The organism is Lentzea terrae (genome assembly GCF_003265345.1).
In the GTDB taxonomy this organism is placed as follows: Bacteria; Actinomycetota; Actinomycetes; order Mycobacteriales; family Pseudonocardiaceae; genus Lentzea; species Lentzea terrae.
In genome coordinates, this window is record NZ_QFWW01000008.1 from 388598 (window position 1) to 408109 (window position 19512).

At 70.6% G+C, this 19512-nt stretch carries 3 protein-coding genes; all 3 read right to left on the bottom strand.

Annotation, left to right across the window (positions count from 1 at the left end; genetic code table 11):
- Positions 1-72: 72 nt before the first annotated feature.
- Genes DI276_RS16065 through DI276_RS16075 form a run of 3 tightly spaced genes read right to left on the bottom strand, consistent with a single transcriptional unit; the run spans position 73 to position 19486 of the window.
- On the bottom strand, positions 73-270 hold the full coding sequence (locus DI276_RS16065) for an MbtH family protein (RefSeq protein WP_112264133.1): 198 nt from the start codon (positions 268-270) through the stop codon (positions 73-75).
- Entirely contained in the window at positions 267-1472 is a 1206-nt protein-coding gene (locus DI276_RS16070) for an MFS transporter (RefSeq protein ID WP_112264134.1), read from the bottom strand. Before DI276_RS16070 ends, DI276_RS16065 begins: the two co-directional genes overlap by 4 nt.
- Positions 1469-19486 (bottom strand): non-ribosomal peptide synthase/polyketide synthase, encoded by an 18018-nt coding sequence (locus DI276_RS16075; protein ID WP_112264135.1) that lies wholly within the window; start codon positions 19484-19486, stop codon positions 1469-1471. The genes DI276_RS16070 and DI276_RS16075 overlap by 4 nt, the downstream gene beginning before the upstream one ends.
- Positions 19487-19512: the final 26 nt, after the last annotated feature.

The following is a 19512-nucleotide window of genomic DNA, read 5'->3' on the forward strand; positions in this document are numbered from 1 at the left end:
AAGTACGTCGGTGCGGCTCCTGAGGTCCCGCTGGGGCGGCCGCCCGGCCGCGGTGGCCGGGCGGCACACCCGTCATCCCGCGGCCATGCGCTCGCGCAAGCTGCGCGGCCTCATGTCGGTCCACACCTCGTCCACGTGGGCGGAGCACTCGTCCTTGGTGCCGCGGAACCCGTCCGGGCGCCATCCCGCTGGCACCTCGTGCGTCGCGGGCCAGAGCGAGTACTGGTCCTCGTCGTTGACCAGGACCTGGTACTCGATGTCGTCCCTCATGCCATGACGTCCTTTCGTGGATATGCGCGGAGAACGGGATGCACGGTGACCAGCACCGTGATGACCGCGATGCCGCCCGCGCACAGCAGCACCGCACCTGAACCTGGGAGGAGTTGGGCCAGCACACCGCCGAGTGCGGGGCCGAGGGCCGCGGCCGTGCCGACGACCACGTTCATGACGCCGCTCAGCCGGCCGCGCAACTCGTCGGGTGTGCGCAGCAACTGGTAGGTGGTGATCACCGTGTTGGCCGTGGGCGCGAGCAGGGCCATGCCCGCGAACAGCGCGCCCATCAGGTAACCGTTGGAGACGAACACGGCCAGCGGCGCCAGTGCCGTCAGTGCCCAGAACACACCGGCGATCGCTTGGTGCGGCGACAACAACGCACTCAGGCGCGGGGCGATCAACGCACCCAGCACACCGCCGGCGCCGAGCATCGCGGCCATCACGCCGATCTCGCCGGACGGCACGCCGCGGGACTGCGCCAGCACGATGATCACCAGGTAGTAGGCGCTGAAGAACAGGTTGAGCGTCACCGCGCACCACGCCGTCACGCGCATCTCGGGCCTGCCCAGCACCCACCGCAGGCCGTCGAGCACCTCGCGGAGGAAGTGCCGTCGCTCCGCCGGCGGCGAAGGCGGCACTCGCAGGAAGAGCAAGCCCACGAACGCCATCGCATGCGTCACGGCGTCGACCGCGAACGGCACCCAGCGGCCGACCGCCACGAGGAAGCCGCCCAGCGCGGTGCCCGCCATCTGCCCAACGGACGAGCGGGCGGCGTTGAGCGACACGGCAGCGGCGAGCTGGGACTCCGGCACGATCCGCGGCAGGCTCGCGTCCTCGGCCGGTTCGAAGAGCGCCCGGCAGGCGCCGAGCACAGCCGCCACGGCCACCATGTGCGGCACGGTCGCGATGCCCTGCCACAACGCCACCGCGAGGCTGGCCACGGCGACCGCCTGCACGGCTTCGCTGCAGAGCATCACTCGCCGGCGGTCCCAGCGGTCGGCCAGCGCGCCGCCGGGCAGGCCGACGACGAGCTGAGCGACCGCGTCGACGGCGAGCACCAGGCCCGACGCCGCCGCCGAGCCGGTCACCATCAGCACGACCAGCGGGAACGCGATCAGGGAAGCGTTGAAGCCCACCTCGGACAGCGCCTGGCTGCCCCACAGCAGCGTGTAGTTCCGGTTGCGCGACAACGGGGTCATCGCGCCTCCCGGCAGTCCGCGGCGATGGCGCGCAACGCCGAGGCGAAGTCCTCGACCAGCCCCTCGACGGGAACGCGGTGCACGACGCCGAACGTCATCCGCCCGTCCGCCACCTCGCCGACCACCTGGACCACGTGCGGGTCGCGGTCGACGTGGTCCCGGCCGACCGCGGGCAGCACCTCGCCGAACAACGACTCGTCCTCCGACCGCGCGTCGAACTGGCCGAGATAGTTGAACGACACCGGCGCCTCGATGCCCGGCACACGACCCGACCAGCGCAGCGCGCCGTAGCCGAACCCGTTGCCGGGCACCCGCCGCAGCTGCCGGCGCACGGACTTCACCCGGTCGCGCCAGGACGAGTCCGGAACCTCCAGCCCGACCGGGAACATCGTGGTGAACCAGCCGACCGTCCTGGACAGGTCGACGTCGTCGAGCACCTCCTCGCGGCCGTGGCCCTCGAGGTCGATCGTCACCGCGGGCGTGCCGGTCCACCGCGCGAGCGCCCACGCCAGTGCCGCGAGCAGCACGTCGTTGATGGCGGTGCGATAGGCGGTGGGTGCGCCGCGCAGCAACGCGTCCGTGTCCTCCGCGCTCAGTTCGAACGACGAGGCCGCCTCCTCACCGGAAGCGTCGACCGGCGACGCCGTGATCGACCGCCAGTGCTCGATCTCGTGGTCGAGCGCGCCGGAGTCCACAAAGGACCAGAGTTTGACCGCCCAGTCGTGCACCGAGGTCGACTTGCGGCCGAGATCGATCGGCTCGCCCCGCAGCGCCTGGTGGTAGGCGGTGTCGAGGTCGTCCAGCAGGATGCGCCACGACACGCCGTCGACCACGAGGTGGTGCGCCACCAGGAACAACCGCCGCGACCCGAAGAGCGCCGCCCGCAGCAGCGGTCCGCCGGCCAGGTCGAAGCTCGCGTGCAGCTCGTCCGCCACCTGCTCGAGAACCTCCACCGGGTGCTCGGACAGCAGATCGACCGGTTCGAACGGCGGGTTGTGCTGGTGCCAGCCGGACTCGTCGGACGTGAACCGCATCCGCAGCGCGTCGTGGTGGCGCACCAGCGCTTCCAGCGACTGCCGGAGCGCGGTGACGTCCACGTCCGTGGTCAGCTCCACCAGGTGCGACTGGTTGAAGTGGTGCGGAGCTGTGCGGACTCCCGCGAAGAACCACCGCTGGATCGGCAGCAGCGGCACGTCGCCGGTCACGTCCGCCCGTTCACCGGTGTCGGTCTCGGCCGTGACGTGCGGTGCGAGTCCGGCGACCGTCTGATGGGTGAACAGGTCCTTGGCGGTGAAGTGCAGTCCGGCCCGGCGACCGCGGGCCACGACCTGGATGCTCAGGATCGAGTCGCCGCCGAGCGTGAAGAAGTTGTCCTTCACGCCGACCTCCTGGACGGCGAGAACGTCCGCCCACAACGAGCAGAGGGCGCGCTCGACGTCGTTGCGCGGTGGGACGTGCGCGGTGGAGGTGAACTCCGGCACCGGCAGCGCCTTGCGGTCCACCTTGCCGTTGGGACTCAGCGGGATCTCGTCGACCGCGACGAACGCCGACGGCACCAGGTAGTCCGGCAGCGTCTCGGCCAGGAACTCACGCAGACCGTCGACCGCGCCGACGACATAGGCCACCAGCCGCTTGTGCCCGCTGAACTCCTGCGCCACGACCACCGCTTCCCGCACTGACGGGTTCCGCAGCAGCGCCGACTCGACCTCACCCAGCTCGACGCGGAAGCCGCGGATCTTCACCTGGTCGTCCGCGCGTCCGACGAACTCCAGTTCGCCCGACGAGTTCCACCGCACCACGTCGCCGGTCCGGTACATGCGACCCGGCTCGAAGGGGTTCGCGATGAACCGTTCCGCCGTCAGCCCCGGTCGGCCGAGGTACCCGCGGGCCAGCGCAGGCCCGCTGACGTGCAGCTCACCCGGCACACCGACGGGCACCGGCCGCAACGACGAATCGAGCACGTACACCCGAGTGTTCGGCAACGGCTTGCCGATCGGCGGTACCCCGCCCGGTTCCAGCTCCTCGCTCCACGAGGTGACCACAGTGGACTCGGTCGGGCCGTAAGCGTTGATCATGCGGCGGCCCGGAGCCCAACGCGCCACGAGTTCCGCGGTGCAGGCGTCGCCTCCGACGACGAGCGTGCGGAAGTCGGGCAGTGGCACGTCGGGCACGGTCGCCATCGCCACGGGCGGTATCAACGCGTGCGTGACCTTGTTGTCCCGCAACACTTCGGCGAGCTGCTCGCCCAGCAACGGTCCCTCAGCCGGCACGACCAGCGCGGCACCGGCCGGCAGCGACATGCACAGCTCCAGCACGGACGCGTCGAAGCTGGGGGAGGAGAACTCCAGGACCCGGTCGCCCGGCCGCACCCGGAAGTGCTCGATCTCGGCCGTGGAGAACGAAGCGAGCCCGGCGTGCGTGACCACCACACCCTTCGGCCGTCCCGTCGACCCGGACGTGTAGATCACGTAGGCCGGTTGCGCCAGGTCGACCGGCACGTCGAGGCTCGAGGCGTCGTACCCGCTCGCGTCCAGCGGACCGTCCACGACGACGACCGGATCGGAGTCGCGCAGCATGAACTCCACGCGCTCGGCCGGGTAGTCCGGGTCGATCGGCAGGAACGCCGCACCGGTCTTCATCACCGCCAGCTCGGTGACGATGATGTCCACCGACCGCGGCAGCCGCACCGCGACGATCCGCTCCGGGCCGGCGCCGTGTTCGGCGAGCAACCGGGCGAGCTGGTTCGCCCGTGCGTCGAGCTCGGCGAAGGTGATCTCGCCCTCGGCGTGGATCAGCGCGGGAGCGTCCGGGGTGCGGACGACCTGCCGTTCGACGAGCTGAGCGAACGAGCAGGGCTCGACCGCGAGCGCCGTGTCGTTCCACGCCTCCAGCTGGTCCAGCTCGGCCGGGGTGAGCATCGGCAGCTCGGCCATCGGGCGCGCGGGTGCCGCGACGACACCGTCCACCAGCACGCTCAGATGCCGTACCAGCCGCTCGATGGTGGTGCGGTCGAAGAGGTCGGTGTTGTAGGTGATCGTGCCGTGCAGCGAGTCGCCGATCTCGGTGAACTCGAACGCCACGTCGAAAGACGCGGTGTGCACCGGCAGGTCGACGTCCTCACCCGCAAGGCCCGGCAGCGAGCCGGCCCGGCTCGGCGCGTTCTGCAACGCCACCAGCACCTGGAACAGGGGCGTGCGGCTCGGATCGCGGTCGGGCTGCAGCGCGTCCACGACCCGTTCGAACGGCACGTCCTGATGCGCGAACGCGTCCCTGACCGTCGCCCGCACGCCGTCGAGGAACTCCGCGAAGCTCACGGACTCGTCCACTGTGGACCGGAGCGTGAGCGTGTTGACGAAGAACCCGATGAGCCGCTCCAGTTCCGGGTGCTCGCGCCCGGACGACACCGTGCCGACCGCGATGTCGTCCTGCCCGCTCCACCGGCGCAGCAACAGCGTGCACACGGCGACAAGCGCGGTGAACAACGTCGTGTCCTGGCCGCGAGCAAGCGTCCGCAGGCCGTCGGCGGGCAGCGCGACCTCCAGCGTCGCACCGTTCGTGGTGTGCGTGGGCGGGCGCGGCCGGTCGGTCGGCAGCTCCAGCGCGGGCACGCCGGCGAGCTGCGTGCACCAGTAGCCGAGCTGCTCGTCGAGCGGCAGAGATCGTTGCCACGCGGCGAAGTCCGCGTACTGCACAGGCAGCGCAGGCAGTGGCTGACCGGCGTAGAGCGCGCTCAGCTCCTCCATGATCAGCCCGCCGGACCAGCCGTCCGTGACGATGTGGTGCATCGTCAACGCCAGCACGTGCTCGTGTGCCGACACGCGGATCAGCAGCGGTCGCAGCAACGGGCCGGTCGTGAGGTCGAACGGCGTGCTCGCCTCCCGCGCCAGCATCTCCTCGACTTCGCCGACGGCCACCGGGATCTCCACCGGTGCCGGCGGGTGCACCACCTGCACGGCCCGGCCGTCGACCTCGCGGAACGTCGTGCGCAGCGACTCGTGCCGGGCCACCAGCGCGGACATCGCCGCGGTGAGCGCCGCGACGTCGAGCTCACCGACCAACCGGACCGCCAGCGGCGTCACGTACTCCGTGCCGCCGGGCGTGAGCTGGTCGAGGAACCACAACCGCTGCTGCGCGAACGACAGCTCCAGCTCGCCGTCCCGCGACACCACCGGGATGGTGGTCATGCCCCGCCCGGGCAGAACCTGCGCGAGGCCTGCCACGGTCGGGTGGTCGAACAGGTCGCGCGGAGTCAGGTCGACACCGAACTCCGCCCGCAGCCGCGAGATCACCCGGATGCTGCTGATCGAGTCACCGCCCAGCTCGACGAACCGGTCCGTGACACCGACCCGGTCGACGCCGAGCACGTCGGCCCAGATGCCGGCGATCGCGCGTTCGGCGTCCGTGCGCGGCTCCACGAACTCCTGTGTGGTCGCGGACTCCCGGCCGGGTTCCGGCAACGCCCGCACGTCCAGCTTTCCGTTGTTGTTGAGCGGCAGGCAATCCAGCCGGACGAACGCCGACGGCACCATGTGCTCCGGCAACACGGCCGCGGCCAGGGACCGCAGCTCGTCGACCGGCGCGTCACCCACGACGTAGGCGATCAGGCGCTGGTCCTTCGCGACGACGGCGACCTGGTCGACCGCCGGGTGCAGCACGGCCTCGATCTCGCCCAGCTCGATCCGGAACCCGCGGATCTTCACCTGCTGGTCGGCCCGGCCCAGGTACTCCAGCTCACCTGACCGCCACCGCGCCAGGTCGCCGGTGCGGTACATGCGCCCTGCACCGAACGGGTTCGCGACGAACCGCGACGCGGTCAGGCCCGGACGGTTGAGGTATCCGCGTGCCAGTCCCTCGCCCGCCACGTACATCTCGCCGACCACACCAGGCGGCACCGGCCGCAGGTGCTCGTCCAGCAGGTAGATCCGCAGGTCCGGGATGCCGGTGCCGATCAGGCTGCCCGGCGCTTCCGCCGCCAGTGCGGGGTCGAGCGCCAGGTAGGAGACGTGCACCGTCGTCTCGGTGATGCCGTACATGTTCACGAGCTGCGCATCGTGGTGCGCGTACCAGGTGGACAGCCGCGTCAGGTCGAGTGCCTCACCGCCGAAGATCACGTACCGCAGTGCCAGCGGCACCTGTTCCTCTGCCATCAGCTGGTAGAAGGCCGACGGTGTCTGGTTGAGCACCGTGACCTGCTCGTCGTGCAGCAGCTGCAGGAACGCGCGCGGCGAGCGCGACACCTCGTGCGGTACCACGACCAACCTGCCGCCGTGCAGCAGCGGACCCCACAGCTCCCACACCGAGAAGTCGAACGCCACCGAGTGGAACAACGTCCACACGTCGTTCTCGTCGAACGAGAACCAGTCCGCGGTCTGCTCGAACAACCGCACCACGTTCGCGTGCGGTACGACCACGCCCTTCGGCACACCTGTCGACCCGGACGTGTAGATGACGTACGCCGGATGGTCCATCCTCAATGGAGTGACCGGGTTGGTGTCCGGGTAGCCGCTCAGGTCCGGCAGCGACTCCAGCACCACCACCGGCGCGGCGTCCTCCAGCATCCGCGCCGCGCGGTCATCCGGGTAGCTCAGGTCGATCGGCAGGTACGCCGCACCGGACTTGAGGACACCGAGGATCGCCACCACCACGTCGGTGCCGCGCGGCAGCCGCAGCCCGACGAACTGCTCGGGCCCGGCGCCGTCCGTGATCAGCCGGTGTGCCAGCCGGTTCGCACGGGCGTTGAGCTCGGCATAGGTGAGATCACCGACCGCCACCCGATTCGGCGTGCGTGCGGCCTGGGCCTCGAACAGCTGCGGCAGGGTGGCGGCCGGCCGCCCGGTCGCGGTGCCGTTCCACTCGACCAGGACGCGGTGATCCTCTTCCGGCGTCGTCCACCGCACGTCCGCGAGCGCCCGGTCCGGCCGCGAGGCGAACTCGTGCAGTACCAACGCCATCCGGTCGGCCAACGATGCGATCGTGGCCGCCTCGAACAGGTGCGGGTCGTAGGTGAACTCGAAGTGCAGCGCACCATCGTCGGCATGCGCCCGCACGGCCAGCGGCAGCGTCGTGGTGTCACGACTTTCCAGCACCTCGACCCGCAGGTCGTCGTCCGCGTCCACCGGGTAGTTCTCGAACGCGAGCAGGCTGTGGAACAGGTCGCCGCCCAGCCGCGCCAGGGACACGTGGTCGTACGAGCGTGCCTCGCTCTGCTGGGCTTGCAGATCGCGCAACCACGATGCCACCGGCTGGTCGAAGTCGACGACCACCCGCGACGGCACGGTGTTGATGAACATGCCGATCATCGACTCGGCGCCGGGCAGTTCGGCGGGACGACCGGACACCGTCGTGCCGAACACCACGTCCCGTTCACCGCTCAGCCGGGCCAGCAACAACGCCCACGCGCCCTGCACCACGGTGTTGACCGTCAGTCCGTGCTCCCGCAGATCCGCCAGTGGCAGATCCCGCCGCAGCACGGCACTCGACTCGGCCGGGCCCTGCGGCTTGCGGTCGAACGGCAGCGGCGTCGGGGTGGTGAACCCGTCCAGCACGCCGCGCCAGAACGTCTCGGCGGCCGCGGTGTCCTGTTCGGACAGCCAGCGCAGGTGATCGCGGAACGGCCTGCGCGCGACCGGTTGCTCGCCCCGGTACTCGGCGATCACGTCCGCGAACACCTGAGCCGTGCTCCACCCGTCCAGCAGCACGTGGTGCGTGGACCAGACGAGCCGCACCCGATCGCCTGCCTCGGAGAAGTCCAGGCGCAGCAAGGGTGACTGCTCGCGCCGGACCACTTGCACCGGCTCGTCCACACCTTCCCAGACGACGTCCGTGCGCAACGCGGACGTACGAGCGATCACCCGTTGCCAGGCCGCGCGGAACCGATCGAGGTCGACGTCGAGCAGCAGTTCCAGCCGGTCGACGTAGGCGTCGGTGTCGCTGATGCTGTGGAACACCATGCCCGACTGCAACGGCGTCAACGGGTACACGTCCTCGACGTCGCCCAGTGCGTCGACCTGCTCCTGAGTGAGCCGGACGAGCGGGAAGTCGGACGGCGTGTGCCCGCCGGCGCTCGTGCGGCAGTGATCGACGATCTCCCGCAACACCTGAAGCATGCCGTCAGCGAGCCGTCGGGCTTCGGTTTCGGAGAGCCCGTGGTCCCAGTCGAGCACGAGCCTGCCGCCCTCGACCGCGGCGGTGATCTCCACCAGATGCGTGGGAATCTCCGGAATGCCGGTGTCGAGACGACCGCGGAACACCCCGTCCTCGTCGCCGTCGTCCCACTGTCCGAGGTAGTTGAAGCAGACCTCCGGCAGGTCGCCGGTCAGGCCGCTGTCCGGCGTGAGGTAGCGCAGCACCTCGTACGACAGGCCGTCGTGCGGAATGGCCCGCAGCTGCTCCTTGACGGACTTGAGCACGACACCCCAGTCATCGTCGGGGAGTTCGAGCGCCACCGGGAACTGGCTGGTGAACCAGCCGATCGTGCGGGACACGCTGTCGTCCCGTCCGTGCCCCTCCAACGCGAACACCGGCGAGACGGCCTTGCCGAGCGCGCTGAGCAGCACGTCGTTGATCCTGGTGTGGTAGACGCCGGGAACATCGCGCAGCAACGCCGCCGTGGTCGCCTCGTCCAGTTCCACGCTGAAGTGGTGCCGCTCCTCGGGCACGGTCGTCGTGCCGAGCGGAATCGACTGCCAGTACGGCAATGCGTCGGCGAACTCGGGAGCCCGCCGGTTCAGCTGGTGCGCCCACTGTGTGAACGGCAGCGTGGCCGGCGGCAGGGGATCGCCGCGATAGGCGGTCTCCAGGTCTTCGAGCAGGATCCGCCACGACACCGCGTCGATCACCAGGTGGTGCGCGACGAGCAGCAGCGTGCCGTCCACCAGGGTGGCGCGGAACAACGGCCCTTGCGCGAGGTCGAATCCATCCATAGTGGACTCAAGCGGTGCGGTGGCCTCCTGCTTGCCGTCGACGAACCGCAGCCGCAACGCTTCGTGGTGCTCGGCGACCACCTGAACGGCACGGGCGAGCGCGTCGATGTCGGTGCCGGGTGCGAGTTCGAGGCGCAGCGACATCGTGTAGTCGGCACGGCCCAGGTTCTCGAAGAACCAGTGCTGGATCGGCGTGAGCGGCGCCGGGCCGGTGACCAGGTCGTGGACCACCGGATCCGGCGCCTCCTGCGCGGCGGCGGCGAGCGCGGCGACGGTCTGGTGGACGAAGACATCCTTCGACGTGATCATCAGACCGTGAGCGCGGGCTCGTGCGACCACCTGCATGCTGAGGATCGAGTCGCCGCCGAGCGCGAAGAAGTTGTCCTCGGCCCCGACGGTCTCGATCCCCAGCGCCTCGGCCCAGGTTCGGGCCAAGAGTTCTTCTCGTTCGGTGCGCGGCGCGACGAACTCACGTGATGCGAACTTCGGTTCGGGCAACGCGCGGCGATCCACCTTGCCGCTGGGCGTGAGCGGCAACGACTCCAGCTCGACGAACGCCGACGGCACCAGGTGCGCGGGCAGGAACCTGCGCGCCCAGTCGGCGAGATCCGCGGTGCCCACTACGTAAGCGATCAGCCGCGTGTCCCTGCCGACGACGACCGCCGCCGAGACGTCCGGGTGACGCAGCAGCACGGCTTCGATCTCCGCCGGCTCGATCCGGAACCCGCGGATCTTGAGCTGGTCGTCGGCCCTGCCGAGGAACTCCAGTTGCCCGTCCGGCGTCCACCGCGCCCGGTCGCCCGTCCGGTACATCCTGCCTTCGCCGAACGGGTTCGCGAGAAAGCGTTGCGCGGTCAGGCCGGGACGGCCGAGGTAGCCGCGGGTGACCTGCGTGCCGGCCAGGTACAGCTCGCCGGGCACGCCCACCGGAACCGGCCGCAGGCGGTCGTCCAGCACATGGGCCTGCTGGTTGATCAACGGCGTGCCGATGACCGGACGCGTTCCCGCCACCCGGCCGCAGGTGGCGTCGATGGTGCACTCGGTGGGGCCGTAGAAGTTGTGCGCGCGGACGTCGCCGAGCTGCCGCCACAGGCCCTCGCTGAGCGCCTCGCCGCCGACCATGATCTCCCTCGGCCGGTGCTCGAGCAGCCCGGCCGCGATCAGCTGCTGCAGGTAGGACGGCGTGAGGTCGAGGAAGTCGATGCCGTGCGCGGCCACGTGGCCGACCAGTGCGCTGGGTTCGCGCCGCACGTCGTCGACGATCAGGTGCAGCTCGTGCCCACTGGCCAGCAGCACCAGGCCTTCCAGGGACGTGTCGAAGGAGAACACCGCGGTCAACGCGGCCTTCATGCGCGGGCCCGCGAAGTACTCGCGGTGGTTGACGACGAGGTTGGTGAGGTTGCGGTGCTCCACCGCGACACCCTTCGGCGTGCCCGTCGAACCGGACGTGTAGATGACGTACGCCGTGCTCGCCGGGTCGATCTCCACGTCGGGCGCGTTGTCCGGCCGGCTGTCCAGGTCGCCGACCGAGTCCAGCACGATCACCGGTTCGGCGTCGCGGAGCAGCAGTTCCACCCGCTCCGCCGGCAGGTCGCGGTCGATCGGCAGGTACGCCGCCCCCGTCTTGAACACGGCGAGCACCGCCACGACGAAGTCCGCTGTGCGCGGCAACCGCACCGCCACCAGCGTCTCCGGACGCGCGCCCTCGGCGATCAGCCGGTGCGCCAACCGGTTCGCCCGCGCGTCCAGCTCCGCGAACGTGTGCCGCTCGGCGCCGCAGACCAGTGCGGTCTCGTCCGGCGTGCGGACGGCCTGCCGCTCGAAGATCCGCGGGAACGGCGGATCGGTGACCGTCACCGCCGTGCCTTTGCCTGCCTGGAGCACCTGCCCGCGTTCGGCGTCGTCGAGCAACGTGGGCTCACGGCCCGCCGCGACTTCCTTCAGCAGCACCACCAGGTGCCGGGTCATCCGCTCGATCGTGGCCGCGTCGAACAGGTCCGGGTTGTACTCGACCGCGCCGAGCAGCACGTCACCGCGTTCCTGGAACTCGAGCGTCAGGTCGCACGTCGACGTGACAACAGGCAGCCGGACCTCCTCCACGGCGAGACCGGCGATCTCCGGCACCTCGTCCGCGGTGTTCTGCAGCAGCACCATCACGTCGAACAAAGGGTTGCGGCTCGGGTCGCGCTCCGGCCCCACGGCGTCCACGACCCGTTCGAACGGCAGGTCCTGATGCGCGAACGCGTCCAGCACCGTCTGCCGCACCTCGGCCAGGAACTCACCGAACGGCTTCGAGTCCACAGTGGAGCGCAGCACGAGCGTGTTCACGAAGAACCCGACCACGTTCTCCAGCTCGGCCCGTTCGCGTCCGGACGTCACCGTGCCCACCGCGACGTCGGACTGCCCGGAGTACCGGGCGAACAGCAGCTGGCACGCCGCCACGAGCGTCATGAACAACGTGGTGCCGCCGTCGCGCAGTCCCGCGACCGGCAGCTCGAACTCGTGCATGGCACCGGATGTCGTGCGCACGGCCGGACGCGGCCGATCAGTCGGCAACTCCAGCGGCGCCACCCCGGCCAGCTGCTCACGCCAGTACCGTTGCTGCGCGCCGAGATCGAGGCCGCGCTGCCACACCGCGAAGTCCGCGTACTGCACGGGCAGCTCCGGCAGCTCCCGTCCCTCGTACAGCGCGGCCAGGTCACCGGTGAGGACCGCGGTCGACCAGCCGTCGGTGATGATGTGGTGCAACGTCAGGACGAGCACGTGTTCTTCGTCGTCGACGCGAACCAACCGGGTGCGCAGCAACGGCCCGGTGCGCAGGTCGAACGGTGTGGTCGTCTCGTCCAGCAGGACGGCGTCGAGGTCGCCCTCCTCCGGCCGCAGCCGCACCTCGTACGGCTGGCCGATGATCTGCAGGCCGTCGGTGAACGTCGTGCGCAGTGACTCGTGCCGCGCCACCAACGCCGTCAGCGCCCCGCTCAGCCGCCGCACGTCCAACGAACCGCGCAACCGCAACGCAGTCGGAGTGATGTACTCCGTGCCGCCGGCCTCGAACTGGTCGAGGAACCACAGCCGCCCCTGCGCGAACGACTGGGGGACGTCGACCCGTGGTACCACCGGAATCGTCGCGGAGTCACCGTCCCGCAACGCCTCTGCCAGCTGCGCGACGGTGGGGTGCTGGAACAGCACCCGCGGTGACACCTGCATCCCGAACGCCGCCCGCAGCCGTGCGACGACCCGGATGCTGAGGATCGAGTCTCCACCCAGCGCGAAGAAGTCGTCCTGCGCGCCGACCTGTTCGACGCCCAGCACCTGAGCCCACGCGGCGGCGACCACATGTTCGGCATCGGTGCGCGGCGCGACGAACTCGACGGAGGTGAACTCGGGCGCAGGCAACGCCCTGCGGTCCAGCTTGCCGCTGGAAGTCATCGGCAGCTCGGCCAGCTCCACGAACGCCGCCGGTACGAGGTGCGCGGGCAACGTCCGGCTCAACGCAGCCCGGACGTCCACGGATGGCGAGCCGATTAGGTAGGCGACGAGCCGGTCGTCCACCGCCACCACGGCGGCCTGCGCGACACCGGGGACGTCCAGCAGCGCGGCGACGATCTCGCCCGGCTCGATCCGGATGCCGCGGATCTTGACCTGGTCGTCGGTGCGGCCGAGGTAGTCGAGCATCCCGTTCGCCAACCACCGCACGCGGTCGCCGGTGGCGTACATGCGCGTGCCCGGCTCGAACGGGTTCGCCACGAACCGCTCCGCCGTCAGGCCCGCGCGGCCGAGATAGCCGCGGGCCACCTGCGCGCCCGCCAGGAACAGCTCACCGGGCACACCCGCCGGGACCGGCCGCAAGTCGTCGTCCAGCACGTACGCCCGCACGTTGTGACCGGGCCTGCCGATCACCGGCCGGTCGTGGTCGGCGAGCGCGCAGTACGTGGCGTCAACGGCGAACTCGGTCGGGCCGTAGTAGTTGAGGCCGATCTCCCGGACCTCCTGCCACAGCGACTCGTCCACCGCCTCACCGCCGAGCATGAGCGTCCGCAGCCCGGCGTCGAGCAGCCCGGCGGGGAGGAGCTGGCGCGCGTACGTCGGGGTCACGTCCATCACGCCGATCCCGTGCTCCCGCACGTGTCGAACCAGTGCGGGCGGGTCGAGCCGCAGCTCCTCGCCGATGACGTGCAGCTCGTGCCCGGCGGCGAGGAACAGCAGCCCCTCCCACGACGTGTCGAACGAGAACGCCGCGGTGAGTGCGAACCGTTGCGGCTCATCGGGGATCAGCGTCGCCCTGTGGTCGGCGTAGAGATTGGCGAGCTGGGCGTGCTCGATCACCACGCCCTTCGGCGTCCCGGTCGACCCGGACGTGTAGATCACGTAGGCCGGATGCGACGGCAACACCTCGACACCCGGCTCGTGGTCCGGGAACGCACTGGTGTCGGGCAGCTCGTCCAACACCAGCACGGGTTTCGCGTCGGCGAGCAGGAACTCCCGGCGGCCGGGTGGGAGGTCGCGGTCGATCGGCAGGTACGCGGCACCGGCCTTCATGACGGCCAGCAGCGCGACGACCACGTCCTGACGCGGGAGTGCGAGGCCGACGAGTCGTTCCGGTCCGGCGCCGTCCGCGATCAGCTTGTGCGCCAACCGGTTCGCGGCGGCGTTGACCTCGGCGAAAGTGTGCGGCCACACCGCGATCGCGTCCGGCGTCGCGGCGGCCTGCCGGGCGAAGACCTCGTGGTAGAGCTCGCCGGACGTCTCCAACTCGGTCCACGCGGCCAGGTCGAGCTCGCCGGGCACGGTCCACGGCAGCGCGCCGACCGGCCGGCGGGGGTCGGTGGCGATACCGCTGAGCAGGACGTGCAGCCGTTCGCTCAACCGCCGCGCGGTGGCTTCGTCGAACAGGTGCGGGTCGTAGGCGAGGTCGAAGCTCAGCCGGTCGCCGAGGTGCGCGGTGAGCGTGATCGGCAGGTTGGTCGTGTCGGTCGCGGTGACCTCCACGACGCGCGGCGCGACCGTGGACTCGCGGTCGAACGGGTAGTTCTCGAACACCACGACGCTGTCGAACAACCCGCCACCGAGCTGCGCCAGCGAAATGTGCTCGAACGCGCGCGCCTCGCTCTGCGCGTGCTGCAACGAACGCAACCATTCGGCGGCCGGCTGGTCATCGGCCACGCCGATCCGCGTGGGCACGGTGTTGATGAACATGCCGATCATCGACTCGACGCCGGGCAGCTCGGCGGGACGCCCGGACACGGTCGTGCCGAAGACGACGTCGCGAGTGCCGCTGTGCCGCGCCAGCAGCACCGCCCACGCGCCCTGCACCACCGTGTTGACCGTGATGCCGTGCTCGCGTGTGGCCGCGCGCAACGCCTCGGAGTCCTCTGTGGACAGCGACACGCTGATGGACTCGGTCGACTCGGCCTGATGGGCCTCGGCGGGCTTGCGGTCGTACGGCAGGGGAGTGGGCTCGGCCCCGTCCAGCACCTCGCGCCAGTACCGTTGTGCGGCTGTCGTGTCCTGCTCGGCCAGCCACCGCAGGTAGTCGCGGAACGGCCGGCGGGCGAACGCCGGCTCGCCGCGGTACTCCGCGACGACCTCGGCGAACACCTGCGCGGTGCTCCAGCCGTCCAGCAGCACGTGGTGCGACTCCCACACCAGCCGCACGCGAGAACCGCTCACCGGCGTGATGTCGATGCGCAGCAACGGCGCCGCCTCGCGGTGCACCACCTGCACCGGCTCGTCCACGCCCTCCCAGACGATGCTCGTGCGCAGGACCGGTGTGCGGGCGATGACCCGCCGCCAGGCCGCGCGCAACGCCTCCGGGTCGTGGACACCGTCGAGCACCAGCTCCAGCCGGTCGACGTACGCGCTGGGGTCGAGCAGGTGGTGGAACAGCATGCCGGACTGCAGCGGCGTGAGCGGGTAGACGTCCTCGACGTCGGCGGGCAGCGCGTCGACCTGCGCCTGGGTCAGGCGCGCCAGCGGGAAGTCCGACGGCGTGTGGCCGCCCGGACTCGTGCGGCAGTGCTCGACGATCTCCCGCAACGACGCCAGCATCCGCTCGGCCTCGGCCCGCGGACTCTCGCCGGCGTACGACCACGTGAACCGCAGGCACCCGTCGGCCACCACGCCGTTGACCTCGACCGGGTGCCGGGCGAGATCGGGGCCGGGCACTTCATGGCCTCCGTCGAAGTGCCCGTGGTAGTTGAAGCACAGATCCGGCAGCTCGCCGCTCAGGCCGCTGCCCGGCGTGAGGTACCGCAACGCCTCGTACGACAGGCCTTTGTGCGGGATCGCGCGCAGCTGTTCCTTGACCGACTTGAGCACCACACCCCAGTCGCCGTCCGGGAAGTCCAGGGAGACCGGGAACTGCGTGGTGAACCAGCCGATCGTCCGGGACACGTCGACGTCGAGCACGTCGCGGCCGTGTCCTTCCAACGTCAGTTCCGAGCGGCCGAGCGCGGCGAGGAGCACGTCGTTGATCTGCGTGTGGTAGACGCCGGGCACGTCGTGCAGCAACGCCGCCGTCGTCTCGGCGTCCAGGCTCACCGTGAAGCTGCGGCGCTCTCCCACCGCCGCACCACCGGTCGGCTGGCGGCGCCAGTACGGCAACGCGTCGCGGAAGTCCTGGTGCGTGAGATGGTGCGCCCACTGGGTGAACGGCGTCGTCGGCGGGTCGAGCGGGTCACCGCGCCACGCCTTCGCGAGGTCCTCCAGCAGGATCCGCCACGACACCCCGTCGATGATCAGGTGGTGTGCGGACAGGTACAGCCGCGACCCGACCAGCACCGCGCGCAGCAACGGTCCGTGCGCCAGGTCGAAGTCGCGGTGCTCGAACTCGTCGGAGACCTCCAGCACCGGCGGTTGCGCGCCGAGCTCCATCCGCCCGTCGACGAACCGCAAGCGCAGCGCCTCGTGAAGCGCCACAACGACATCCAACCCGCTTTGAACATCCACATCGGACGGAACGTCGACTGCGAGCGACATCGCGTAGTCGTTGCTGCCGTCGTGCTCGAAGAACCACCGCTGGATCGGCGCGAGCGGTGCCGGACCCTCGACGTGTGCGATCTCCGCTTCGACGGCGGGTGCCGCGACGAGTGCCAGCTCGGCCACGGTCTGGTGCCGGAACACATCGCGCGACGAGAGCTGGAGCCCGGCCCGCCGAGCACGGGACACCAGCTGGATGGCGAGGATCGAGTCACCGCCGAGCCCGAAGAAGTTGTCGCCCACGCCGACGTGCTCGACACCCAGCACCTCGGACCAGATGCCCGCCAGCGTCTCCTCGGCGGGCGTGCGCGGCGCCTGGAACTCCTCCCGCCGCAGCACGGGAGCGGGCAGCGCCTTGCGGTCCACCTTCCCGTTGGCCGTCAACGGCAACCGGTCGAGCGTGACGAACGCGGACGGCACCATATAGTCCGGCAGGCTGTCCTTCAGCCAGGGACGCAGATCGGCTCGTGTGCCGACCACGTAGCCGACGAGCCGGTCATCGCGCGCGACGACCACCGCGTCCGTGACATCGGGATGGCGGACGAGAGCGGCCTCGACCTCGCCGGGCTCGATGCGGAACCCGCGGATCTTCACCTGGTCGTCGACCCGCCCCAGGTACTCGAGCTGCCCCTCGGCCGTCCACCGCACCCGGTCGCCCGTGCGGTACATCCGTGCCCCAGAAGAATCATTGTCGCCGAACGGGTTCGCGAGGAACCGCGACGCGGTCAGGCCGGGCTGCCCGAGGTAGCCGCGCGCGACCTGAGCACCGGCCAGGTAGAGCTCGCCGGCCACCCCGACCGGCACCGGCCGCAGGTCCGCGTCGAGCACGTGCGCCTGGAGGTTGCGCAGTGGTCTGCCGATCACCGGCCGGTCGCCCTCGACCCGGCACGACACCGCGTCGACCGTGCATTCCGTTGGGCCGTAGAAGTTGTGGGCATTGGTGCCGGCCAGCTCGCGCCAGAGCCGTTCGCCCAGCGCCTCGCCGCCGAGCATCAGCACGCGCGCGTGGTGCTCCAGCAATCCGGCCGGGATCAGCTGTTGCAGATAGGACGGCGTCAGGTCGAGGAAGTCGATCCGGTGCTCGCCGACGTAGGAGACCAGCGCGTCCGCGTCGAGCCGCACGTCGTCGCCCAGCAGGTGCAGCTCGTGCCCGGCGGCCATCAGCACCGGGCCCTCCCACGACGTGTCGAACGAGAACACGGCGCTCAGCGCGGCCCGCATCCGTTCGCCGCCCGCGAAGTCGGTGACGTGGCTGTGCAGGAGGTTCACCAGGTTCCGGTGCTCGACCACGACACCCTTCGGTGTGCCGGTCGAGCCGGAGGTGTAGATGACGTAGGCGGCCTGGGACGGCAGGATCGGCACCGCCGGGTCGGCTGCCGGCAGCTCGCCGGTGTCCGGCAGCCCGTCGAGCACCCGCACTGCACCGGCGTCGACGCGCAGGTGCTCCTGGCGGTCATGCGGCAGACCGGGATCGATCGGCAGGTACACCGCGCCGGCCTTCAGCACCGCGAGCATCGCCACGATCGCGTCCGTCGTGCGGGGCAACGAGACCCCGACCACCTGCTCCGGCCGCACGCCCTCAGCGATCAGCCAGTGCGCCAGCCTGTTCGCACGCGCGTTGAGCTCGGCGTACGTCAACGTCTCCGCCCCGCAGACCAGTGCGGTGGCATGCGGTGTGCGCCGAACCTGCGCCTCGAAGATCGCGGTGAACGTCGTCACCGGCGCGTCGAGCGCGGTGGCGTTCCACTCCCGCATCCGATCCAGCTCGGCCCTCGTGACCAGCGGCAGGGCGTGTACCGGCCGTGACGGGTCTTCGGCCACACCGCCGAGCAGCACGAGCAGGTGCTCGCCGAGCCGTGCCACGGTCGCCGCGTCGAACAGGTCGGTGCTGTACTCCAGCACGCACTCCAGCTCGTCACCGCGTGGTGTGAACTCGACGGTCAGGTCGAAGTCCGCCGCCCACCGCTCGACCGGCACGTCCTCGACGGTGAGCCCGGGGAACGCCGGTAGGCCGCGCTCGGTGTTCTGCAGCAACACCATCACGTCGAACAACGGGTTGCGGCTCGCGTCACGGGTCGCGCCGACCGCGTCCACGAGCATCTCGAACGGCACCTCGTCGTGCAGCGCGTGGTCCTGTCGCAGCAGGTCGGTGAACGCACCATCCACAGTGGAGCGGACGACCGCCGTGGTGACGAAGAACCCCACAACGCCGTTGAGCTCAGGGCGTGTCCGGCCGGAGGTGACCGTGCCGAGCGCCACGTCGGACTGGCCGCTGTAGCGGGCGAACAACACCTGGCAGGCTGCCATCAGCGCGCCGAACAACGTGGTGTCGTGCTCTCGTGCGACCCGCTCCAGGCCACCGGTGATCGCGGCCGGCACGACGAACCGATGCGCCGCGCCCGCACCACTGCGTTCCGCCGGCCGCAGCCGGTCGGTCGGCAGCTCCAACGGCGACACTCCGGCGAGCCGTTCCTGCCACCGTCCCAGCGCGTCGTCCCAGCGCTGCTCCCGGTGCCACGCGGCGAAATCCGCGTACTGGATCGACGGCTCAGGCAACCGCTCGCCGCGGTACAGCGCGGCCAGCTCCTCTGTCAGCACACCGAGCGACCAGCCGTCGGTCACGATGTGGTGCGCGCCGAGCATCAGCACGTGGTCCTGCGGCCCGAACCGCACGATCAGCGCGCGGAACAACGGCCCGCGTTCCAGGTCGTACGGCCGTGCGAACTCCGCTGCCAGGTCGCACTCGTCGACCACCGGCACGTCGATGTCCCGAGCCGGATGCACGATCTGCACGGCGGCGCCGTCGCGTTCGGCGAAGGTGGTGCGCAACGCCTCATGCCGGTCCACCAGTGTCTGCACGCACTGCGCGAGCCTCGGCACGTCGAGCAGGCCGCGGAACCGCAGCGCACGCCCGGAGTTGTGGTCGTTGCCGCCGGGACGCAGCCGGTCGAGCAGCCACAGCCGGTGCTGGGCGGGGGAGGTGGGCAAAGGTCCCCTGCGCGGCACCGCCGGGATCACCGGAGCGGTCGGCACCGCACCTGAGAGGCGCTTGCGCAGCTGGTCCCGCAGGTGTGCGGGCAGGGCGGAGACACGGTCCTGCTTGGAGGTGGTCATTGTGCTGGGGTTCCTCAGAGTTCGGC

What these genes read in the sequence shown, in the direction of transcription:
- DI276_RS16065 (WP_112264133.1), bottom strand. Translation starts at nt 270, where the DNA reads ATGAGGGACGACATCGAGTACCAGGTCCTGGTCAACGACGAGGACCAG.
- DI276_RS16070 (WP_112264134.1), bottom strand. Translation starts at nt 1,472, where the DNA reads ATGACCCCGTTGTCGCGCAACCGGAACTACACGCTGCTGTGGGGCAGC.
- DI276_RS16075 (WP_112264135.1), bottom strand. Translation starts at nt 19,486, where the DNA reads ATGACCACCTCCAAGCAGGACCGTGTCTCCGCCCTGCCCGCACACCTG.